This window comes from Bacillus cereus group sp. BfR-BA-01347, from assembly GCF_022663835.1.
Taxonomy (GTDB): Bacteria; Bacillota; Bacilli; order Bacillales; family Bacillaceae_G; genus Bacillus_A; species Bacillus_A thuringiensis_K.
This window is the reverse complement of sequence record NZ_JAKUGG010000009.1, coordinates 165,449-188,899: the sequence shown is the minus strand read 5'-3', so window position 1 is coordinate 188,899 and position 23,451 is coordinate 165,449. Positions and strand designations below refer to the sequence as shown.

Here is a 23,451-nt window from a genome sequence, read left to right as displayed (position 1 = left end):
CATAAATTTATTTCAAAACAGACAGTGAGCCTCTAACACACTTTGGTTTGGAAGAAACGTATAATAAATATAATGCCAATTAAAAATAACAGTCTTATATTATTTGAAGTGCAAACCTGGAGAGAGACCCTTATAGTTAACTATCAAAAGAGAGTTTAAATTCTAATTAAAGTATAATTTAAACTATGTATTTATTACATAATAAAGTTCAAAATGAAGTGGATTTAATATATATTTTAAATCCACTATCAATGAAAAAAATAAAAGTTCAGCAATACAAAATTGCTGAACTTTTATTTTTTATTCTTTCCTATTCTTCCTAAGCTATCTTTGATAGTTGTTTCTCCAAGCTGTGTATATAATAAGGCCGTATCCTGGCTGGTATGTCCAAGTTGTTGCATCACTTGTAACGAGTCTTTTTCTTCCATATATAACTTATTTGCCAATGTATGTCTTAATTTATGAGGAGACATTTTTTTGCCAAAGGCTTTAGTATATTTTTCTACTATATCTTGGATAGCCCTAACAGAAAGAGGCTGTGCAGTATGTTTATACTTAGATAAGAATACATTTTGTAATTCTTTCCCTGGAGCATATTTGTTATCTCTAATCTCCATATATTTTTCAAGATCATTTAATGCAATTGGGGTAATCCAAACGGAATCTTCTTTGTTTCCTTTTCGGATTACATCAATTAGTCTTTCTTTTAAGTTTATATCTTCCATGCGGAGATCGGCCAATTCACTTACACGAATACCACTACCAAGAAAGAGGGAAAGGATAGCTACATCACGCTCCTTATCTCTTAGGAAATAGAATAACTGATGTTTTGTTAAAGCTTTTTCATGTTCGTACTTAACATAATTCAGAAATTCTTGATCATCATCATTATGGAATATTTTAGATCTCATACGTTTTGCACGAGCATTTAATGTTTCTTTATCTTTATGTATTTCAATTTTAGCCATTACATTTCTATAAAAATAGCATTCTCCATCTTCATTCTCTGATAGGGAGGTGAGGTACTTAAATAAAGACTTTAAGGCCGAAATTTTTCTGTTAACAGAGGAATTCTGCATGTTTTGTTGTAGTTTTAAAAATCTCATAAAGTTCTCAACATCTTTTTTCTTTAAATTCTCCAAATCAGAGAAGGATATGTCTTTAATGGGCTTAAATTCAATAATTTGTTCAGATAATAGCCAATTAAAGAAGACTCTAAAATCATATACATAATTCAGTAGGGTGGAGGGGGAGGCATCATGCAATTCTTTGTACTCCACAAATTCTTCTATGTAAAAGGGCATTTCATTTAAATTCTCGTATAATTTCTTACGATGTACGGATTTTTGACGTTGTTTGCTGTAATCCATAAAAATCACCTCATATATACTATAGCAGAAAATAGGTACGAACACAAGTTCGCATTAAATTCAATTTTTACACAAACTTATTTACATAATTAAATTATGGAATACTAAATCATGCTCAATAGTGAATGGAATAATGTAATTACTCAAATAAAAATTATAGATAATCAAGTGAGAAATTTGTATTTGACCATAAAAATTAGAGCAAAAACTACATATAAATGTATGTAAAATAAAACAAATTTGATATATAAATTCATACAAAAGACCAATACATGAATATAGTTTAAAAGTCTTTATAAAAATATAAATCAGTTTATTTAATCATGATTATAGGGAGTTGATTAAATCAACGTGTGAAAAAATCTTATAAAGTAAAATGTAATTTTATATAAAATTTATTAATGAGTAACTCAAAATTTAATAATTTCTATATAAAATATTAATTATATAGGCACATGCAAACATACGAAAATCTATGCAACTAAGCTTGAAATCCCTAGATACCGTTATTAGATTTTTATTTAACTACTTTATTGTTCGTAAAATTGGTATTTCGTGCGAACTTGTTGCTTTTTAGAATAAATAATCACACCCTTCTATTATTAAACTTTATCGGTCCATTTTTATAACTTAAGCTCATCAATTAACCTTTTCTAATATTATTCATACGTTAATTTTGAAAAGATCATTATTTGAATCAACACTAATTCCAATAATTCTCTCTTCGTATAAATTCTCTTATCTTATATTGATTTTACCTTATCCAAAAGAAGAAACACATTTATATAGTATATTTTAAAATTTTGAAGACAAACAGGATCTCCCATAACTACTTTTATACCTTTTAGTTATTTTTGATGTGCATATATGCTATAGAAAGCGATTAAAATGTAGTTAACAACCACCCATAAATAAAAACATCTGCTCACTTATTTTAATTATAAGCAAACGGATGTTTAACAATATATTTATACAAACTTATTATTCATAAATAATATACTTGATTTAAATCTTTCAACAATTTTTCATTAGATACACTACAACCATGACGTTTATAACTATGATCAAGTTGCGAACCATGCGTATTTTCATCCCAATACATTCTGAAACTTTCGCCATCAACATTTTTCCAAGAAGTTGGTGAGAATCTGTATGTATCTACGAAACCTTTCTATTGATACTCTATTAAAATAGGGTCAAAATTAACTTCTCCTGATGTTTCTATACATGCACGGATACACTGAGTGTTGATAAAACAAGGCTTACGCATGCTGTAAAAATTGCAAATAGCATCTTCATATTTAAAAACTCTTTTTTATATCTTTTTATTATTGTAACGATAACAATTTATATACTAGCAGCCCTCCATTTTAATATTATTAAGAAACAATATTAAAATGAAAAATATTCACTATACCTCTATTTCATGTATTCTCACCTCATTCATCTAAATAATGCTACAATACTATACTTCTTTCCTCCTACTTTTACTTTATTATCTCAACTTTCATACTGTGGAACCATATATGTCCCTCACCTTTCAGGGTTAATCCTACAGATAGACGTTTTACATCAATAGGGATATCTACAATTATCGAATATTCTTTCCAACTTTCTTTTTCTTTAATTGGCTCACATTCTAATGATTTCATTTCCCATAAATCATTAGGCTTTTCACCCCTTATCCATAAGTCTGCGTACTCCTGAATAGATTTAGTTCTAATCATTCCTGACAATTTAATTCTTTTCCCTAAATATAAATTTTTATTTAGAAAGCAAAATACTACACCATATCCTTCTATCTTTTGTATCGAATGCAAATAATGTACAAATTTATTTATTCCGTTGATATCAAACGTATTATATAAAAAGTAATTACTAGGTGTCTTACCTCCAAGCATCCATTCGGTCAAAAAATTATCATTCATAATCTCTATCCTCCACATCTATTATACTTACTACTACAATACCATTGACTTCAAATATTTTTTTGATTTTTTTTGCTAAAAATCTCCCTTTAAATAAAAGCACATTTTCTGTAAGGGAATAATGTTAATCTATCATTTAATTACTATAAAATAATGTTAGTTATGGTAATAACGTCGTAAATCCTAATCTCCCTAAGATTCGCAAGTATCCCGTAGAACTATGAATAATTACATATAAGACAGCAAATGCGTTACGATGAATATTTATAATAGAAAGGTGGAATAACTGATATTTTGTATAAAACATTCATGTATATACTAAAATTAAGATAATCTATTTGATATTAATAAGCGCTCAAAATATAATTCAAAATTCCATGCGGCGCCTTGTGGAATAGAGTGAGATGAAGTATATAACTTAGAAGAAAAACAAGCGGCTACGTTATTGAACTAATCTGATAGAAACGGTTCAATTAGAGCTGTTGAAAGACATAGTTGGACAAAAACACTTTTCTATTAACCCAATTGTTGTTACTTTTTTCTTGATCTAAAACTATGTATTCAATTCCTTTCTTCATAACATAATAAGCGATTGAAAACACTTAGACTTATAGATTGATTCTTTACTTCGTCTGAAAAATAAATATTCCCAACTTGCGTCTCCCCCAAAAGACATTCTGCTAATTCAAAATTATGTATCTTATATGTAATAGTAGCAGTAAGATATGTTTATTGGCTGAAAATAGTGTTATATCTGCTCTTCTATACTCTTTAGTGTTATCTCAAAAATATTGTTAACCATATATAGACGCTTCTTTACTATGTTCAAACAAACTATCTACTGTTGTAGTGACGTATGAAGCTGCGGACTTCTCCTAAGATCACCCACCACTTTCTGTACTAGTAGGAAGTAATTTGTTTAATTCCTACTTATGTTAACTAAAATATTTATTGTTTATATTTTTATATTGTTATATAATATTTCATGTCTTTACTTATATGCGATTAAGATATATCAGAATTGGAAAAAGGGATCTTTCGAGATTCCTTTTTCTATTTAAAATAAAAAGCAGCGGATTCGCTACCTATCCATATTTCTCGCCTCACAGTGATTCCTTTATATTATTTTATTATATCCTCTCCTTTTAAATTCATTTATTTATATGTATAATTGTATGACCACTAACATTTTGAATCGAGGTGACAATCATGAGGAGTTTTGGTTCATTATTGATCTCTACTATCTGTTCAACAATCCTTTTAGTTTGGAATGCCTTTTCTTTCTACACTGGATTCACAGCAGGACATACATACTACTGGGTTAATGGAATCATAGCCTTGGTTTTCCTCCTATTTTTTACCCTAAACATGCGAGATATTATCAAGAAAGACTACAGAACATCAGGAAAATAGGAGTTGATACATATTATAAAAAGACAATAAAGTGAGTAAAATTTGAAACCTCAAACATTTTAACCCCGTTCTAAATTTAGGACGGGGTTAAAATGTAGTTGTATAATTTTTAATCTAAGATTTTTGTAATATTAACAACAAAAAAGACGCCTCCCAGATCACGGTAGTGCCTCCGATAATTGCTATAAGCTTGATCAAACTAATTTATCATCACATTATTTATTTCTTTGTTTCCATACCCCATTAGCTTTACGATAAGTATGCTTGCCATCCATGAAATCAGCCGTTTTACCCGGAATACTATATTTCTTATCCTTTTTCTTCAGCCTTTTCTCTTCTTGAATAGCTTGCAAATCCGCCTTCCATTGTTTCAATAAATCCTTTTCACGTCGCATCTAATTTGTACCCCTTGGATTAAAATGTAAACCAAATAATTAAATTCTACCTATTTATATAGATATCCTCTAATCCAATGTACCAAGTTATATTTTTCTTTTTAAATAGGCTAACAAAATATTAAAATATTCAATATATCGAAGGAGGTTTGTCATGGTCAACTTTCATAAAGATTTACCCCTATTAGGGTTCTTTTTGTTTTTATACAGTTTTATTGGGATCATCTTTTTATTACTATTCCTTAGCGTGTAGTAACAATGCAATGCGTATAAATAGTAGCTACATCTTTAGGCTCAACTCTCAAAAGGGTGAGAGTTGAGCTTTTTATTTATAAGGTTATCCCTGCAGTCCTGCTTATCCACTTTCCGCAGCCCTAAGAACAATCCTTAGCTTTGCATTACACGCCATACTGTTATGCCTCTTAATCCAAATTCAGAAACATTTAATATAAGTGCATTATTATATGTGTTTTCTCCAAACCATCTTAAGGATAATACAGTTTTTTATTTTTTCAATAGTACTTACTAAGTATTTCTGTTAATATTTAATTACCGATATGTGTATCAACCTGCCTGTGCTTCTGTACGGGCTTTTTTTGATGCTTTCACGCTTCGTAATCCCCAGGAACCTGCCTATTAGGTGGGGAATTCTACTAGATTCCCGAATATTAATACAAACAAAGCCTGCCCTATTATCTCTATAAAGACATCATTGCAAACATAATCCCTTATAGCTTCTATAGATTATCAACTTTTTCATAATATTTATCAGAGTTTTTTATATTCATATTTCTGTAACATCTCTATATAAAGTTTTAATATTTTATGTGTTAAACTTAAAACATTCCAAGAAGTCCTTTACTTTTAGAATCGACAATTCTTCAATACCCTTGGTCTTGCCCTGCATCCCCTGCAGGGCTTTTATCATTTAGCTAAAGGTTGATATAGGTAAACTTTTTGTACGTTTCTTCAACCTTATCTGTGCTGTTATTTGCACCTTTAACTCCCCTTCATTTTATATAATTTCATTAATAGTATCGGTGGAATTACATTTTATTAACATTACATTTTTGTTATATTGAGTGATACCTCTACATGTAAGTTATCAGAAATAGCTATGGTATTCGTAAGGATTATTCGATGCCTTACTAAAGAGGCAGAAAAATGTAGAGGTATCAACGATAAACCTTATGTAATTAGTGGAAATAAACAAACTAGTTACGGCGTAATAACAGCTCAATTAAAAAAATATAGATTCATATTCACTTCAGAAGAAGATTTTGAAAACAGAAAAGGATTTGACCTTTAATGCCAAATCCTTTTTATTATTTCGCAGCAAGTTTTTCTTTCACTTTTGCAGGAAGCTCGTCCTGCTGCACTTCTTCCCAAGTGGATTTAGTTTTAAATACGGTACATGAAATTACCAATAATAAGAACCCCCCTCAAATAAGAGCATATTACATTTTCTCATTCTGTGAGATTAATCTAATGATAAAATAAAGTACAAGTATCTATTTTAAAGAACTGGAAAACACAATATTCTGGTGCTGTAGTCGTACATAATTCCATTACAGTGTCGATATAAAATAAAGCATTAAAGCTCTGTTCACAATCTAATGATGCAAAAATGATCAAAGATAAACGTCGCCACTTTTTTTATATAACATCTCATTAAATAATACAACCAACAAATCCGCTACATAAAAAAGAGGGGCGTTTGCCCCTCTTAAAATTGAAATCCAACCTCTTTACTATCACCTTTAGCTTTTCCTTTACTTTGAATAGGTTTAAGATGCTTTTTTATATCCCAACTGTATACTATCTATATTATATGACTTCATAATTTCATAATATCTTGTTTCGTTTGTTGTAGAATTGAAAAATGAATCTCTTCCATCCCTAGTAAGCTGATATTTTCCCTTTTCAGTAAACTCAGCTCGTATTTTATATTTGCCTTCTTCTACCTCAAAATAGTAATGAGCTTGCCTATTTTGTAATCTAGAAACTATTTTTTCCTCAACTATTTCTTCATTTTCATTAATTAAATATAACTTTATTTCACCTATTTCTGGTACAATTGTTTGTTCCTGAGGATCAATCCAACCATCCTCATTTTCATCGAACCAGATATAACCAGAAATAGTCCCTTTCTCTGGATCCCAAACCTTATCCATCTCTTCTGCGAATACTAAATTTTTTGGTAAAAACAATGTGAAAATTAATAATAAAATAGACATACATGTCATACATTTAATTGTTTTCATCGATATCGCCACCCAATCTTATAATATTTAACAAGAATATATAAATATTAATACGATATGCAATATACTACAAGACTGGTGTTATTACCCAATGTTTATTATAATTGTATTAACATAAGCGATTTATTAATAAGATAAATATCTAATTTAATGAATTACTAGATAAAAATTAATTCTCGTATGGTAATCCAAACTTTTTCCACTCGAGAAATCCGCCTTTTAAATTAACTACTTCCTTTATACCAGCTTTTTGTAAAATGCTAGCTGCTATAGCGGAACGCAAACCAGTTCGACATTGTAAAACTATTGGACAATCTTTCGGTATAGAATCTATCTTCTCAAATAGATTACCTAACGTAATATGTATTGCATTATGAAGGTGTCCTTCCTCCCACTCTTTTTTACTACGCACATCGATAACCTTAACACTTCTATCTTTTATATGCCGATATAATTCAATTGATGTATTTTCCTTGTAACTTTCTAATATATCAAATTTTTTTATTACTTTTAAAGGTGCAAAAGCAATAATATTATCTAGCCCAATAGATTCAAAGTCCCTAATGACTTCCTCCATTTTAACCTTTTCCTCATCTAGAATTATTAAAGTCTCTGTTTTATAACCTAGTAACCATCCACACCAAGTTGTGAAAGAATTGTTATACGGTATGTTAATTGATTTCTCAATGTGACCAGAAGCAAAACTCTCTACATTCCTTATATCAACTATTTGCTGAACACTCCTCATAACTTCTTGAAGCTCTTCTACTGTATCAATATTAGTAATCTTTCTCTTCTTACGAATTGGAGGACCATACTTATTTAAATGCTTCATTAATGAAAAATACTTTGGAGGCTCTGGCTGTCCCGTCAATAAAGTCGATATAAAATCACTTTCTTCATTACACTGAAATGCCCAATTGAACATCTTTTCATAACCTAATGTAGAAGTTGGAATTGCTCCTAATGCTTTTCCACATGCGCTTCCCGCACCATGTGATGGCCATATTTGTAAATAATCAGGGAGTATTTTTACTTTTTGTATAGAATCAAATAATTGTTTCGCTCCTATTTGTGCAGTATCTTTTATACCAACAGCTGTTTCTAATAAATCAGGCCTTCCTATATCTCCTACAAATATAAAGTCACCTGTGAAAATTCCTATCGGTTTATCATTCGTAAAATTATTTTGACTTGTATCAGTTACTAAAAAAGAGATACTTTCAGGCGTATGCCCTGGGGTGTGAATTACATTAAATTTTATATGACCTACTTTAAACTCTGTACCTTCACTTACTAATTGGTATCGACCTTCATTAAGATATTGATACTTCCAATCACAATCTCCTTCATCAGATACATATAAATTTGCATGATAGAGATTAGAAAGTTCTCTAGACCCAGAAAGAAAATCAGCATGAATATGAGTCTCAGCCGCAGCAATTACTTCCATCCCCTCTTTCTTAGCAAATTCTATATATTGTTCTATATAGCGACTAGGATCAATAACAATTGCTACGCCTTCTTTCTGACAACCAACTAAATAGGAAGCATGAGCTAATTTTTCATCATAAAAATATTTTAAAAGCATAACTATTCCCTCCGAATACTTATTTCGAATTACTTTTCAATTTTTACAACTACTCTCTATCTTTCCTTACATAATCCCTTTCAACATTAAATTCCAATACATATATGGCAACATATATCTTTTAAGTAAAAACATACTATACCGTTCTTTCGCTTGATTAAATGGAAACGTTTCTTGTGGCTCGTGTTCATAGTTAAATTCAGCGAGTATAAGACTTTTATATCCTGTAACAATCGGACATGATGTATATCCATCATATTTAGCCTGCAAGTCTCTTCCGTTAAGTACGTCCATAATATTTTGTTTTAAGACAGGTATTTGTTTTCGAATTGCCGCTCCAGTTTTAGAGGTAGGTAAATTAGTACAATCTCCAAGTCCAAAAATATTCTTATACTGTACATGCTGCAAAGTATAAGGGCTTATATCTACCCAGCCCTGATGATCACTTATCTCACTTTCTTTAATAAAGTCAGGTGGTCCCATTGGTGGAACAACATGTATCATACTATATGGTACTATTTCTCTTTTCATGGTTTGCATATCTTCAAAAATTGCCTCTCTCTTTTCAGCAATAATTTCTACTAAGTTTTTATTATAGTTCGTTATAATTTGCTTTCTTTCTAGTACTTGTTCTAAAGTATTTGCATATCGTGGAACCTGAAAGATGTTAGTGTTTGCAGAATAAAACATTACTTCACTTCTGTTTCTTACACCAATTTTACAAAAATACTCTTCTGCTAAATACATAATTTTTTGTGGAGCGCCACCGCATTTAATAGGAGTATTGGGGTGGGTAAAAATCGCATTTCCTCCTTTGAATTTTTCGATTTCTCTCCAAGTAGAATCAACATATGTATAAGAATAATTGCTACAAACCCCATTAGTCCCAATAGACTCTTTTAAACCTTTAATACCTTCCCAATTTATTTGTATACCAGCTGCTACAATAAGAATTTCATACTCAAGCAGCATTCCATCATCTAAAAGTATCTTATTTTCTTCCGGAAATAACTTAACAACACTTTTCGGAATCCACGTTGCGCCTTTAGGAATAAATGATTCTTGATCACGCACCGTACTTTCCTTTGAAACAATTCCACCCCCCACTAAACTCCATAGTGGTTGAAAGTAATGTTTTTTTGATGGATCAATAATCGCTATACTTTCTTTAAATAGGGATACATTTCGTAATAAATGTGCAGTAGAAGATAGTCCTGCAGTCCCAGCACCAATTACAATAATTTTATAACTATCTCTGGTCTTCATTTTCCTCTTCCTATCTAAAATTGATTTTTAAATTAACTAATTAGTAGCCGTATTTTCATCGTAGTAACATTATTATAAGTTAAAAACACCGTTGCTTTATCTGATTTAAATGAAAATTTTGTTAATTTTACCAGCAATATTACTATATGCGTAAGTCCACTATGTTACTTCCATATTTTATTTTAAATACTAAAACTATATATTTTTCAATAATAGTCTTTACCTTTTCTTACTCTAATTACAGTTTCTTTCTGCTCTCAAAGCTATCTTTATCTTCTTTTTCGAAGAAACTTTGTAACCTGTAATTCAAATTTAGGAGTTCAAATAGTTCGTCCCCAATATATGACTTTATATAATTAGATAAGGGAAATGTAATTTAAATATGGTAAGGTTTTAATATCATGCTAGGTATTGATATTAAAATCAAAAAAAGATTTACTCATTATATGGAAATTACCAAAGTTTCGTATTCCATTAAGTGAAATTATTTAGGTAACCGCGGATAATACGTCAGCTGTTTTTGAAAAAGCTGATTATCCATTAAATACACCAAAAGATATTTTGGATTTAATTTAATCAATCTTGTTTCTAATATAATTATAAAACCTAAAAAAGGGAAATGAGCATAGCTTTACTCATTTCCCTTTTTTATACACTCTTTTTCTGTTTTCGTAACGCTTTTGGAATGTACACACAGAAAGGTTCACTTTCCATATAATCTCCTGTCATCGCATATGCTCTAGAACGAGATCCCCCACAAACATATCGAAACTCGCAAACACCACACTTTCCTTTATATCTGTCCGGATTACGAAGGTCTTGAAAAACATGGGAATTTCGATCAATTTCAGCTATTGGTGTTGCTCTAATACTCCCAGCCTTAATTGGCAATAGCCCACTAGGATATACATCTCCAATATGTGAAATAAATACAAAACCATTTCCATCATTCACCCCCTTTGGAGCACGCCCAAGGCCATTAATTTGTCCCGTCCTCCCATTCATTAATACATCCTGATATTGAATAACCTGATTTGTTTTTTTATTTCCTTTCATTTTTTCTTGAATAACAACACGTCTATAATGTTGACCAGCTGTTGTTTTAATATCATAAGAAACCTTTTTACTAAGTTGATATAGCCAATGAAATACTTTTTCATGTTGGGCTGGTGAAATCATATCTTTTTCCTTACCACGCCCTATTGGAACTAAGAAAAATATACTCCAGAGTACACAATCTAATTCTTCTATTAACATTGCCATTTCTTCAAGTACATCCACATTATAATTAGAAATAACAGTGTTAATTTGAAATTGAACTACACCGTTTAGAAGTGAAGAATTCCTTACGGTTAGAGACCTTATCGCTTCATTCTTTAGATTGATACTTGCGTTAATGTCCCTATCATATTGTGTACGACAAGTATTACACATCACTTATGTTCCGTTACTTTTTTCTGTATATAATGATAAAAAATTGTGAAGTTTTACCGCATTATGTAAGACATTTAATATCAAATATATTACTTTTTCTATGAACTAAACGTATTTATAGGACTTTTCTTGATAAACAAAGTGCTAAATTGATTCTTAAGAAGTCATTACCATTACATTTATCTAAAAATTGAAAAAATATGTGTAGATAGATATCATCTTAAATACATATATAATTAACTTTAATTTTCTGACACGATTTCACATTATTCTTAAACTGATTTTTACGTACATTATGAAAAAATTGTACCGTGTCAATCTTTAAAAGATTATATATCATAACTTTAAGAGAGGAAGGAAAACTATGAAGATGAAAAGAAAAAGTATTATGACAACAGCTCTTGCAGCTATATTAGCTACAGGTGCACTACCTACTACTTCGGTGTTTGCTGCAGAAAAAGAGGTTCCTATTCAACAAAACGAGGCACAAATGAGTATTCAACCTTTTGCACAAAACAATTTGGAAACAGCCGTTCAAGCTGCCTTAAACGGTCCAGAAGTCAAAAAAATCAAAGTATTTGAGCATGAATTTAATGTGAAAGAAATAGAAGTAGTAAATCTAGGTGCAGGAAAAAAATATGTTAAGGGGCAAATTTCTCATCATTTAAGTTTTCGTCCAGATGATCAATTTTATTATGAGTTTACCGTACAAGATGGAAAGGTACTAGATAAACCTGTATTTAGTATTGATAGAGGTGGTTGGACACCATTTGCTGCTCCACTTTTATCAATTCTTGCTGCGTATAATGGAATTCCAGTTAATCCAAATGATTTAAATACACTTGGTCAGCAGATTGGTAAAGTTATAGATGGAAGCTGGGAACATGCAGCCCAATCAATTGCAACTGTAGTTAGTCTAAGTTTTAATGAGTAGGATTTCCCAATTTTTATTAGCATTGTAGAGATCCACTTTTCGTAATTAGCCTTGTTATAAGAGATTCTAAAAAAGCTATTAATAATTTTTTACCACTCAGTCACATTATCTTGATTTGTTTACCACCTTATCATTCATTATATGTCACAAAATAGAAGTCTATTTTAGGCTTCTGTTTTGTTTTTATACAATACGATAAACAGTTGTTTTTTGGAGGCTATACTTCGATTTTTCAAGAATCTGTTTGGCTATTAGGTACAATTCTTTAAAACAAATTATTAAAGTCTCAAATAACTTACTCCCCCTATTTTTAAATACAAAAATTTACTATCTTAAGAATGAAAAACAATAAATATAGGAAAAAATCATCTAGCAATTGTTTAAAGGTCAGGAGAGATAAAATGAAGAAAATAAAAATGAGAAATTTCATTAAAATTAGCATCCTCACTTGTATTACACTAGCAAATTTAAGTACACCATCTACTATTTTAGCTGATAGTCATTCAGGTTATTCCTATGAATCCAATATAGGATATCAAAATCCAGCGTGGATGTCGAAAATAGAAGATTCTACAAAATTAAGTGAAATATCTATTCCAGGGACTCACGGTACAATGGCTTTACATGGAGCAAGCTTTCTTGATGAAAATTTGACAAGAAATCAAACTATGAGTCTATCCCAACAATTAAATTCTGGAATCCGATATGTAGATATGCGTGTTAAACGTGTAAAAGATTCTTTTGCAATGTATCATGGCATTGTAAATCAAAAAGCTGTGTTTGAAGATGTATTAAAAGAGACAATTCAATTTTTAAAAGATCATCCAACAGAAACAATATTAATGCGCCTAAAAGAAGAAACTACTCCTGAAAGTGGATCTCAATCATTTGAGGAGATATTTTTAAAATATAAAAACGTTAATGCTTCATATTTTTGGAATCCTAATTCCGTACCAACTTCAGATAGACATAACCCTGCTTTAGGAGATACCCGCGGGAAAATTGTAATCTTACAAAACTTTACATCCACTCAATTGCAAGGTATTGATTACGAAGGTTTGGATATACAAGATAAATTTGAAATTGGAAGCGGACCAGACGAAGTATATGCAAAATGGATTGCGATAAAAACCCATCTACAAAATGCAAATACTAATTTTAATAATGGAAAAATTCATCTCAACCATTTTAGTGGTACGGGAGGCGCAGCAGCATTTTTAAATAATGTATATCCTTGGTTTGTTTCAAGCGGAAAAGAGAGCAGAAATACTGATAGTAGTCCTAAATTGATTCAAACGAATTCCACAAATGCATGGAGTGATTTCCCTCGCGATAGAAACGGACAAGTATACTATGGGGGAATGAATACACTTGGGACCGAACTCTTACAACAAGGCATAATTAAACATTCTGGTATCATCGCAGCTGATTTTCCTGGTCCAGGTTTAATTGATAGTATCATTAAATTAAATGGTATACATTCTAATGAAAAAGAAATATTAATTTCGCAGATACCATCTGATTCTAGTCCTTTATCCGGGCAACAAAATCGATCCAGTCAAAACTTTAAAATTGATAGTTTACCTGTAGGTACCAAAGAATTAAAATGGGTTATTGAGCCTTCAGAAAAAGATTACCCTTCTACTATCTCTTTCAATGTAATGATTGATGTTTCCCTTGGAATAGATTCTACTCGTTGGAAAAACATTTCACATGGATCTAGGACTGAAGCTTACACAAATACTAAATATTATATTGCAAGTCCAATGGGTGCCACTAACAAATTCACAGTGAAAATATACGCTATTACAAATTAGAAAAAAGAATCCCAATGAAATTCCATTGGGATTCTTTTTTAATTTCATTTCGTAAACATTAGGATGGGGTTTAAATCTTATTGATTTATCATTTAAATCATAAGATAATTCATATTTGGAACAGCCCTTAATTTTTAAAAGAAAACCCAAAAATGTTAACTACCTTTTCCCACCTGTCACTTATTCAAAAATGGCTTCCAAAGCGATAAGGCAAAAATCCAATTTGAGTCGCCATTTCCTTGATGATCTTGAACTGCTTCATACACTTTTCCCTCATGTACTACTCTATCGCCTTTAGTATATGCTTTTCTTGCATCCCATTTTTCATATGTGGAATCCTCTGACTTTGTTGTTACATTCAAAACATCACTTCTACTAGATTCATTTCCAGCTAAATCAACCGCCGTCACTACATATTTATACGATGTATTAGCCTTCAAATCTTTATCCATAAAGGATGTATTAGCCGCTGTCCCAATTTTATTCATAACCCCAGCGCTTTCTCTATATACAATATAATGGTCAACACTTACATTATCTTCAGACGGACTCCACATCAAATCAACAGTTGTCGCTGTTGTACCCATACTATGTAATCCTTTTGGTTGAGTTGGAGCCTCTATATCTGGGATTGCATGTGTTGTCTTAACCTTTAGTTTTTCACTTTCTTTTGATATGTTTCCAGCAGAGTCTAATGCCTTTATTGTATAGGTATATTCCGTATCTGCTTTTAGTTTTTTATCAATAAAAGTTGTACCTGGTACCGTATCAATTACTTCGCCATTACGTAACACTTGATATTCTTTTACACCTATATTATCAGTAGAGGCCTTCCATGTTATTTCAACACTATTGGCAGAAACTTTAGAGGCATTTAATTCAGTTGGTTGACTTGGAGCTACTGTATCGGGAGTTTCATTATTTACTAGATTTACATCAATTACATTATAAAACGCATTTGACGTATCTGCTACATCCCATACAGCTAAAATAACATGATAACCATTGCGATCAGTTGGTACATTAATTGTATGTGTTAAATTATTTGATGCGGCAGAACCATCATGTTTCACAGTTCCAATTGGTTCTAATTCAGCACGTGTTAATGGTTTATTAGGATCCCATCCCTTTTTTGTAATGTAATAATGCCATTTACTTGTAGGATGTGCAGCTGTATATTTCCATGTAAAGGTATTTGCTCCACCCTTAATCGTGTTTTTGAACCAGCGATTTGATGTTTGTTGGTCAAGAATTCCTCCAAACAGTCCTCCTGCCGAAGCGATTTTTCCATCAATCGGTCCCCCATCTGGGAATCCTTTAGGTGCTTCTAGGCTTTGAGGTTCGTACATTATATTTCCACAATTTAAATTCAATGCTCCATAATTCTGACTACATAAAGCAGCACGGCTACTTGGCTTTTCAACAAATCCATGTGCATAAGCACTTTGAGGAATCATAGTAATAGCCGTTACCCCTGCAGCCAGAACACAAGCACCAATTCCTTTTTTACTTTTTCTTAATCTTTTCAATTTAGATGTTAATTTCAAATTCATTCTTGTCCCCCCAATATATTGTTCTCGCTAATATAATAGCAATATAGGGATAAACGAACAAATCACCAATTAATATATTAATATCTCTCATAAATTGGTACATTTATTATTATTTTTAATCTCCTATAAAAATAAAGTAAATATAATTACGCTATTTTGTAACATTATGTATTTAAAGAAGAATAAAAACTTCGTTTAATTTCACAAAAAATTCAAATATTAAAACAGATAATTAAATCCTGTAGGAAAAATAAATTTTTTATATTACAAAAAAGCAAAAAAAAGTCTGGAAGAAACCGATTATATCCGTTTCTTCCAAACTTTCACTTCTTTTATACCAATCACAAGTCCTTTAACCTTTAACATATACACTTGAGGTTAAAACCCACATAACTAATATAACCTATATGTTGACTAGCTTCTAAATATTAAAATTCATAAATTAATAGTAACAGACCAATTAAAACAAGCCATTTAGCAAACACATATAATATTCTTACTAATTCAATCTAACGCTTAATTACTTATAAAATAACTTAAAGTATCTAGCTTAACTGTATTTTCTTTATTAATACCATTGTCTACCCTGCATTTCCTTACTTTAAACAGATCATCAATAGATTGTTAATGTTTAAGAAAAGATTTGAAAACCCATTTTTCATTATCATATTCTAAAATTTATTATGTTATTTTTATCTAATAAGGCACAGAAACAAAGGGTAAACTTCAGTGTGCTTGAGAAACGTTCTTAGGGTGAAACGTTTAAAGGGTACTTTAGTACTGAGTTTTTATTAAATGTTCCTGTACCTAATATTTAAATTAACGTATGTCAAAATATTTTACAATTCGAGTGTTAAACGTTACATATTTCTACGTAAAATGATACATTTCATCAGCAAGCCTCTCCTAATATTTATGCTAAATATAGAAAATTCAGCTCGTTAGGATTTAATTTTAGAATTCGCATAAAAGCATATAATAGATTTGGCACGTAATTGTCACAAATTAATAGTCTATATACTTTTTTAATCACCTATGAAAACTCTATTACCACTTTATTATTTACTCCTAAACTAAGGTACATCTATACCTACAATTTCTTAAAACTCTTTTAGATAATATTTCAAAAGGGTCGATAGTTTTATTTTTTTATTTTTTTTATTTTTTTATTGTACATTTGTGCATTTGATGTTAGGATTATGCCTATTAAAATTGAATCCTAACGATTCTTCTTTATAATTTCCATACTTTAATTGTTAAATAAAAATATAGATTCTGATATATATTCAAAATCAGACCTAAAATGTCTTATTTTACAATGATGTCGTGGCATACCTTTAGAATGGAAAGATATATGCAACAACGTGTTAAGGGGTTACAGGAGGAACAAAAATGAGAGACTTTTTTGATGATAAGTACAAAAATATTGAATTAAAAAGGAGGTTAATTAATTTAATAAGTGAAATTAGCGAATTCAAAGGAAAATTAGCTGCTTATCAGGAACAAAACCCTGACATATTTAATAGTTTAGAAAAAACTATACCACTACATTACATAAAAAATTTCACAACTATTTATGAGGATATAAAAGTTCCTAATAAAAGATTAAAAGAACTTATTTTAGATGATATAGTACCTCAAAATATTTCTGAAGATGCTATTTTTTGCTATTATCAAACACTTTCTTTTGTACATAAAAACTCCTGTACTTTATTAATTAATCCAGCAACTATACAGGAATTACATTTTCAACTAATACATTATATTACCTCTGACAGTGCCAAATGGCGTGAAAAGCCTTTTATTATTCCAGGAGTTCCAGAACATGGAATGCACTTGAATAGTTACCGCATTCTTCCGCATGAACTCATTCCACAGTTTATGGAGCAATTATGTGATCAATACAACTCATTAAATACTAGTAAGGGGCTACATTCACTTTTATTAATAGCTCGTTTTATATTAAATTTTTATTGCATAGTCCCTTTCAATCAAGGTAATAACAGGCTGGCATTTATGTTAATGCAATTGCTGTTAATTAAGAGTGGACATACATTTGTAAAATATGTATGTTTGGATAAATATATTAAGAAAAATGAATCTGATTATTACAATTCGATTTATAAATCTTCGGTCAATTGGTACTGCGAGGAACATAATAATAGCTTTTGGTTAAAAACGTTTTTAACAATTATATTAGAGGCTTACAAAGATCTTCATAACACAGTTCTAGATTCTATATGTAAACATACTAAAGTTGAGAGAATTCAAGATTTTATACTTAAACAAAAACAACCTTTTACTAAGGAGAGTATTCGTAACACTTATCCAGACATTGCAGAAAGTACAATCAGTAAGGCTTTAAATTCCTTGCAAGTGTTTGGCCATATTAAGCTAGTTACAAAGGGAAGAAACGCAAAGTGGATTAAAATTTGACCATACTTTCAATACACCTGAGGTTTAAAAATTCAATTATAATCTTATCATTGAATTTCATTTTAATTTTAAGCTAATATTACTTTTTTTGTTATTTCTAATTCCAACAAAACATTTTATAGGAAAAGGTCCGCTTCCCCCGCCTTTTCCTATAATAAAATGAAATATAAACATAAAATAATTGTCGAAAAAAGTCTTATTTTAATATTTTTTCTTTATTTTCTGGTTGTAAACGCTTCTATTTCGTGTTACCATCTTAATCAAACAATAGATGGTCATAAAAATGAAAGTATTTCTTTCCCTTAGAAACATATAAGCGTACGGTAATATCATGAAAATAAGGCCAAAGGAATATTTGATACCTACCAAAATAATTAATAAGAATTTTGCCGCGTTATTTTTCTGATTATTAAGAAAATACATTTTGTCCCTAAACAAAATTTGTTAGTGCGCAAGATTCAAATACACTAGAACACCCAAATAAATGAAATATCCTTTTTCATTGAGCATTAAGGTATGGAAAAAGAATTCTTCCTACAAAATTCAGATGATTAACTTAAAGGCATCTAAATTACTACCTTAATCGCCATCTATTGTTGATAACATATTTACCAACTATGAAAAAGAGCCTATCAATGGTTCTTTTTTGTTATAATCATTGAAATTTTAATTCTATCTTGAAACTTAGATTTTCACACAAATTACCTCTACTTTTTTCCTCTCAATTATTGAATTAATAATATAGCACATCAAATTTATCAATTCTTACATCCAATTCGATTAAATTAATGAATAAAATTCAATTATATAAAAATAATAACTACAACTAATCGGTATATATTAAAGAGGTGTCAATTTTGTCCTTAAATGAAGAGACCTTAGAAACTAAGACATATAAAACCATTGAAAAGATCGAAACAAATAACCTAAAATAACTTAAAAATACACTAGATAATATCTTTGATATTAGTGAAGATTTGATTGAACATCCTTTGCAATTAAAAACAAACACGAATATTTTACTTTATTATTTTGAAGGCCTTACAGATGGTGTTGCATTAAAAGCCAATGTTGTTACACCATTATTACAAGAAGTAAATGAAGACAGTCAAATTTTTAATTCTAATATTATTGCTACTCATACAAAAATCGTATATACATGGAATGAAATTAAAGAAGGATTACTTGAGGGTCAATGTGTACTGTTTATGGAAGGAGAAAATCGGTCACTTCTAATAAATACAAAAGGCTGGGCAGAGAGAGCCATTCAAGAACCAATTTCAGAAGTTACTATTAAAGGCTCACATGATGGTTTTATTGAGAATGTCACAAAAAATATAGGCCTAATTCGTCGATATATTCCTTCTACAGAGTTAAAAATCAAAAAGCTGACGATTGGAGAACGAGCCACTTCTTTAGTCTATTTAATTTACTTAGGTGATGTAGCAAACGCAGATGTAGTCCAAGAAATAGAAACTAGAATCTGCAAAATCAAAACAGATGCGGTATTAAGTATTGGAGAGCTATCTAATTATACAAAAGATCAAAATTGGACTCCTTTTCCACAGGCTTATTTAAGCGAACGTCCAGACGCCATTTCAAACCATATACTTGATGGGAAAGTAGCAGTGTTAATGGATAGATCCCCTGGTGCTATGGTTGTTCCTATGAATTTGATTGGATTTTTTCAAACCCCAGATGACTATAATATTCATTGGCTCATTGCATCTTTTTTTCGCTTATTACGATTTGCAGGATTTATTATAGCTATTTTTTTACCCGCATTTTATATTGCTATAGTATCCTTTCACTTTGAGATCATTCCTATAGATTTATACACTTCTATTGCAACGTCAAGAGTTAAGGTCCCCTTCTCTCCCTTATTGGAAGCTTTTATAATGGAAATTACACTGAAAATGCTACGTGAAGCTGGTATTCGCTTACCACAACCTATTGGACAAACTATTGGTATTGTTGGAGGGATTGTAATTGGACAGGCGGCTGTTCAAGCTGGACTTGTGAGTAACGTTATGGTTATTATCGTATCTATTACAGCCATTGCATCATTTATTGTTTCTAATTATGATTTATCAAGTTCTATACGCCTTATTCGTTTTCCAATGATGTTATTGGCATACTTTTATGGGGTTGTAGGTATTGTTAGTGGATTAATGCTCTTATTTGCTCATTTTGTTTCACTGACTTCCTATGGTTCACCATACGGATTGCCAATCGCGCCATTTCGGCTTCAAGAGTTAAAAGATTCTTTTGTAAGGTTTCCTATTTCGATGATTACCACCCGCTCGAGTACTGGACAGCCGAAACAAGAAAAGAAAAAAGAAGGTGGTCCGCATGGGGAATCTTAAATTCAAAAATATAACTTTATTCGAATTTATTATTTTCATCCATTCGCTGCAACTTGCATCTGGTATGTTAATTATGCCAAGCCCACTTGCTACTACTGCTGGTACAGATGGCTGGATTTCAATCATTCTTGGATGGATGGTTACTTCTATAATCGGTGTATTTATTATATTAATGTTACAAAAAAATCCCAACAAAAATTTCTCGCAAATCTTAAAAACATACTTTGGTAAATGGCTAGGGACGATTCTTTTTCTTTTATATGCCTGTTATCTATTTTTTGCTGGCTTTAATACTTTACTAAAGGCAACTGATATTGTAAAAGTTTGGATATTCCCTTCCACTCCTGCTTATCAAATCACCATATTATTACTATTACCTTTTATTATTTTAGCTCTGAGTGGGTTAAGGGCTCTTACTAGTTATTCTATGCTTGTTTTCTTCTTCACTACTTGGATGCCACTATTTCTTCTTTTTTCACTAAAGACTAACTACAACCCTTTACACCTACTACCTATTTTTAAAGATGGATTATCCCCTATTATAAAGGCAACAAAAGAAACCATTACACCTTATGCTGGCTTAGAAATTGCATATTATATATACCCGTTCTTACAAAAAAAACAAAAAGCCATAAAAGGGCTACTAATAGCGAATACTGGAACTATGCTTTTCTATCTATATGTGACTATTCTTTCTTATATATACTTTAGTCCAGAGGGGATAAAAGACGTAATCTGGCCAGTATTTCATCTGTTAAAAGGGGTTCGTTTTTCTTTCATGGAAAGATTAGAAATTATATATATCGCTTACTACTTGATTGTATTTTCCACTACAATATATCCGTATTTATTTTTCAGTTTTGAATCTGTGACCATTTCACTTCAAAAAAACGTCCGTAATTGGGCGCTACTTGCTTTTATGTTATTTATAGTTGGTCTATTTATTTTCCTAAATCCCGATGTGGATCAATATTTGTTTATATATTCTCTTATGGATATCTTAAATGTCATTTTCTTTATTCTATTACCAATTATTTTTTTCGTTTACAGTATTCTTTTTACTTGGGTTACTAGGAGGAAACAACTTTGATTCGAAAATGGATATGGGTTTTAATTTGTTGTGTATATATAATTGGTTGTAGTCAAAGAATTCCTCTTGAGAAGGTTTCATTAATCCTGTTAATTGGCTTGGATAGAACTGCTAATGGAGACATAAAAGTTGGCACAAGTATACCACTCTTTCATCATAAGCAGCAAAAAAGTACTATAGAACATTGGACAAAAGCATCAACTGTATATACTGGATTCAGTAAGATAGATACGAAGTTAACAGGCTTTATGACAGCTTCCAAAGCTGAAATCATTTTAATTGGGAAAAAATTAGCGCAAGAAGCAAATTGGTTACAGGAGCTTGATTCTTCTTACCGTGATCCTTACGCTACCATTAATGCTAAAGTAGTACTTGTAGATGGGCCTGCAGAAGAAATTTTTAAAATTTATAAGCCTAGTAAACCATCACTATCATCTTATATAAATGGTGTAATCGAATCCTCAATTCAAAATAACCAATCCGTCTCTTCTACAATTCAGCAATTAATGAGAGAACAAAATGAAGATGGAATGACGCAAACTGTTCCAATTATCAAAAAAACAAAGAATGAAATCGACACAGTAGGAATTGCATTTTTAAATCGAAAAGGGAAATATTTAACTTATATCCCTAAAAAAGATGTTAAATTTTTCAATCTTTTAAATAAGTCAAAAAGTAACGGGCGAATGATACTACACCTTGCACTGCCTCCTAAAAATTCCAACAAAAAAACAAATACTTCTATCTTCGTACAGAACGCGACAAGGAAAGTAGATGTTACTTTTCAAAACGGAAAGTTTGTATTTAATCTCGATATATATGCTAATGTAGCTTTAATAGAAAAAACCAATCCGAATTTAATTAAGGGGTACTATGATAATAAAAAAAATATATATCATTTAAAAAGTGCTATTCAAAAAGAAATTAATAATAATTTACAAAATATATTAAATGAAATACAGCAGAATAAAATTGATCCAATCGGATTATCCCTATATGCAAGAGCTTTTCAATATAAAGAATGGAAAAAAGTAAAAGGAGATTGGTTGCAAGCGTTAGCAGAGGCTAAAATAAATGTAAAGACGCACGTCAAAATAAAAGATACTGGGACCATTAGAAATTAAAATAGACTAGTCTATTTTTCTGCTCAAAAGTCTTTCTAAGTGGTTTTTTTCCTCTTCAATATTTATCATGTAAAAGGTGCTAACTCGAAAAAACTCTTTCCGTTCTTTTAAAAGGCAATAATTTAACTACGCAAATCAAGTACCAGTTTCTAATTTAAAGAGCTGAAGAAATTATAACTCTGGTGCAGTAGATATGCCAGATGCCATTCCAATTGCAATTCCATGATATAACGTCAAAGCCAAAATTCCTAAGTTAAGGAATTTTGGCTTTTTGAGTTCACAAGAATATCTTATTTTTAGCTCTATGTACCTAGCTACAATAAATACATATCAACATTGGAAAAATAAAAAGCAAAGCCTTTTGGCTCCACCAAACCAAAATTCATCTCTCACCTATCGTCGTGCTATGTTCTTCACACGCTTGAGGAAGGAGAATTCTTTCGGGAAATACGTTAAATTATAAGTACATT

13 protein-coding genes and 2 pseudogenes are annotated in these 23,451 nt (G+C 30.6%); 7 read left to right on the top strand and 8 right to left on the bottom strand.

Translation table 11 applies throughout. The features are described from left to right. Positions 1-293: 293 nt before the first annotated feature. Positions 294-1,370, bottom strand: coding sequence for a tyrosine recombinase XerS (gene xerS / locus MR143_RS15630; RefSeq protein ID WP_242280856.1), 1,077 nt, complete (start codon positions 1,368-1,370; stop codon positions 294-296). Positions 1,371-2,857: 1,487 nt separating this feature from the next. Then, positions 2,858-3,298, bottom strand: a complete 441-nt coding sequence (locus tag MR143_RS15625; protein ID WP_000999354.1) for a hypothetical protein — start codon at positions 3,296-3,298, stop codon at positions 2,858-2,860. A 1,209-nt stretch (positions 3,299-4,507) separates the two neighbouring features. Between MR143_RS15625 and MR143_RS15620 the strand changes: the two genes are divergently transcribed. After that, complete coding sequence (locus MR143_RS15620; protein WP_074625306.1) at positions 4,508-4,711, top strand: hypothetical protein; 204 nt, start codon at positions 4,508-4,510, stop codon at positions 4,709-4,711. A 215-nt stretch (positions 4,712-4,926) separates the two neighbouring features. Here MR143_RS15620 and MR143_RS15615 read toward each other — a convergent pair whose 3' ends face one another. The 5 genes and pseudogenes from MR143_RS15615 to MR143_RS15595 all read right to left on the bottom strand — a co-directional run. After that, positions 4,927-5,106, bottom strand: a complete 180-nt coding sequence (locus tag MR143_RS15615; RefSeq protein WP_199718132.1) for a hypothetical protein — start codon at positions 5,104-5,106, stop codon at positions 4,927-4,929. A 1,787-nt stretch (positions 5,107-6,893) separates the two neighbouring features. Then, on the bottom strand, positions 6,894-7,370 hold the full coding sequence (locus tag MR143_RS15610; protein ID WP_242280855.1) for an MSCRAMM family adhesin SdrC: 477 nt from the start codon (positions 7,368-7,370) through the stop codon (positions 6,894-6,896). A gap of 169 nt (positions 7,371-7,539) precedes the next feature. Further along, on the bottom strand, positions 7,540-8,961 hold the full coding sequence (locus MR143_RS15605) for an MBL fold metallo-hydrolase (protein WP_242280854.1): 1,422 nt from the start codon (positions 8,959-8,961) through the stop codon (positions 7,540-7,542). A gap of 66 nt (positions 8,962-9,027) precedes the next feature. Continuing rightward, on the bottom strand, positions 9,028-10,227 hold the full coding sequence (locus tag MR143_RS15600) for an FAD/NAD(P)-binding oxidoreductase (protein WP_000857320.1): 1,200 nt from the start codon (positions 10,225-10,227) through the stop codon (positions 9,028-9,030). 631 nt (positions 10,228-10,858) lie between these two features. Continuing rightward, a pseudogene (locus MR143_RS15595) lies at positions 10,859-11,547 on the bottom strand (radical SAM/SPASM domain-containing protein); the annotation flags it as partial. Between the two features lie 478 nt (positions 11,548-12,025). Between MR143_RS15595 and MR143_RS15590 the strand changes: the two are divergent. Both MR143_RS15590 and MR143_RS15585 read left to right on the top strand, forming a co-directional pair. Further along, on the top strand, positions 12,026-12,595 hold the full coding sequence (locus tag MR143_RS15590) for a hypothetical protein (RefSeq protein ID WP_000782807.1): 570 nt from the start codon (positions 12,026-12,028) through the stop codon (positions 12,593-12,595). 401 nt (positions 12,596-12,996) lie between these two features. Further along, positions 12,997-14,412 carry a phosphatidylinositol-specific phospholipase C gene (locus MR143_RS15585; RefSeq protein ID WP_242280853.1) on the top strand — a complete coding sequence of 472 codons (1,416 nt, stop codon included), beginning with the start codon at positions 12,997-12,999 and terminating at the stop codon, positions 14,410-14,412. A 176-nt stretch (positions 14,413-14,588) separates the two neighbouring features. Here the strand turns inward: MR143_RS15585 and MR143_RS15580 are convergent, their stop codons facing one another. Then, a complete protein-coding gene (locus MR143_RS15580) occupies positions 14,589-15,965 on the bottom strand; it encodes a lytic polysaccharide monooxygenase (RefSeq protein WP_242280852.1) in 1,377 nt (458 codons plus the stop codon). 1,392 nt (positions 15,966-17,357) lie between these two features. On the opposite strand from MR143_RS15580, the gene MR143_RS15575 reads away from it, so the two are divergent. The 4 genes and pseudogenes from MR143_RS15575 (at position 17,358) to MR143_RS15560 (ending at position 22,981) form a co-directional block, all read left to right on the top strand. Then, positions 17,358-18,401 carry a Fic family protein gene (locus tag MR143_RS15575; RefSeq protein WP_001204214.1) on the top strand — a complete coding sequence of 348 codons (1,044 nt, stop codon included), beginning with the start codon at positions 17,358-17,360 and terminating at the stop codon, positions 18,399-18,401. An 857-nt stretch (positions 18,402-19,258) separates the two neighbouring features. Continuing rightward, a pseudogene (locus MR143_RS15570) lies at positions 19,259-20,767 on the top strand (spore germination protein). After that, positions 20,754-21,857 (top strand): GerAB/ArcD/ProY family transporter, encoded by a 1,104-nt coding sequence (locus tag MR143_RS15565; protein WP_000527365.1) that lies wholly within the window; start codon positions 20,754-20,756, stop codon positions 21,855-21,857. The pseudogene MR143_RS15570 and the gene MR143_RS15565 overlap by 14 nt, the downstream one beginning before the upstream one ends. Next, entirely contained in the window at positions 21,854-22,981 is a 1,128-nt protein-coding gene (locus tag MR143_RS15560; RefSeq protein WP_000619992.1) for a Ger(x)C family spore germination protein, read from the top strand. The genes MR143_RS15565 and MR143_RS15560 overlap by 4 nt, the downstream gene beginning before the upstream one ends. The last annotated feature ends 470 nt before the right edge of the window (positions 22,982-23,451 follow it).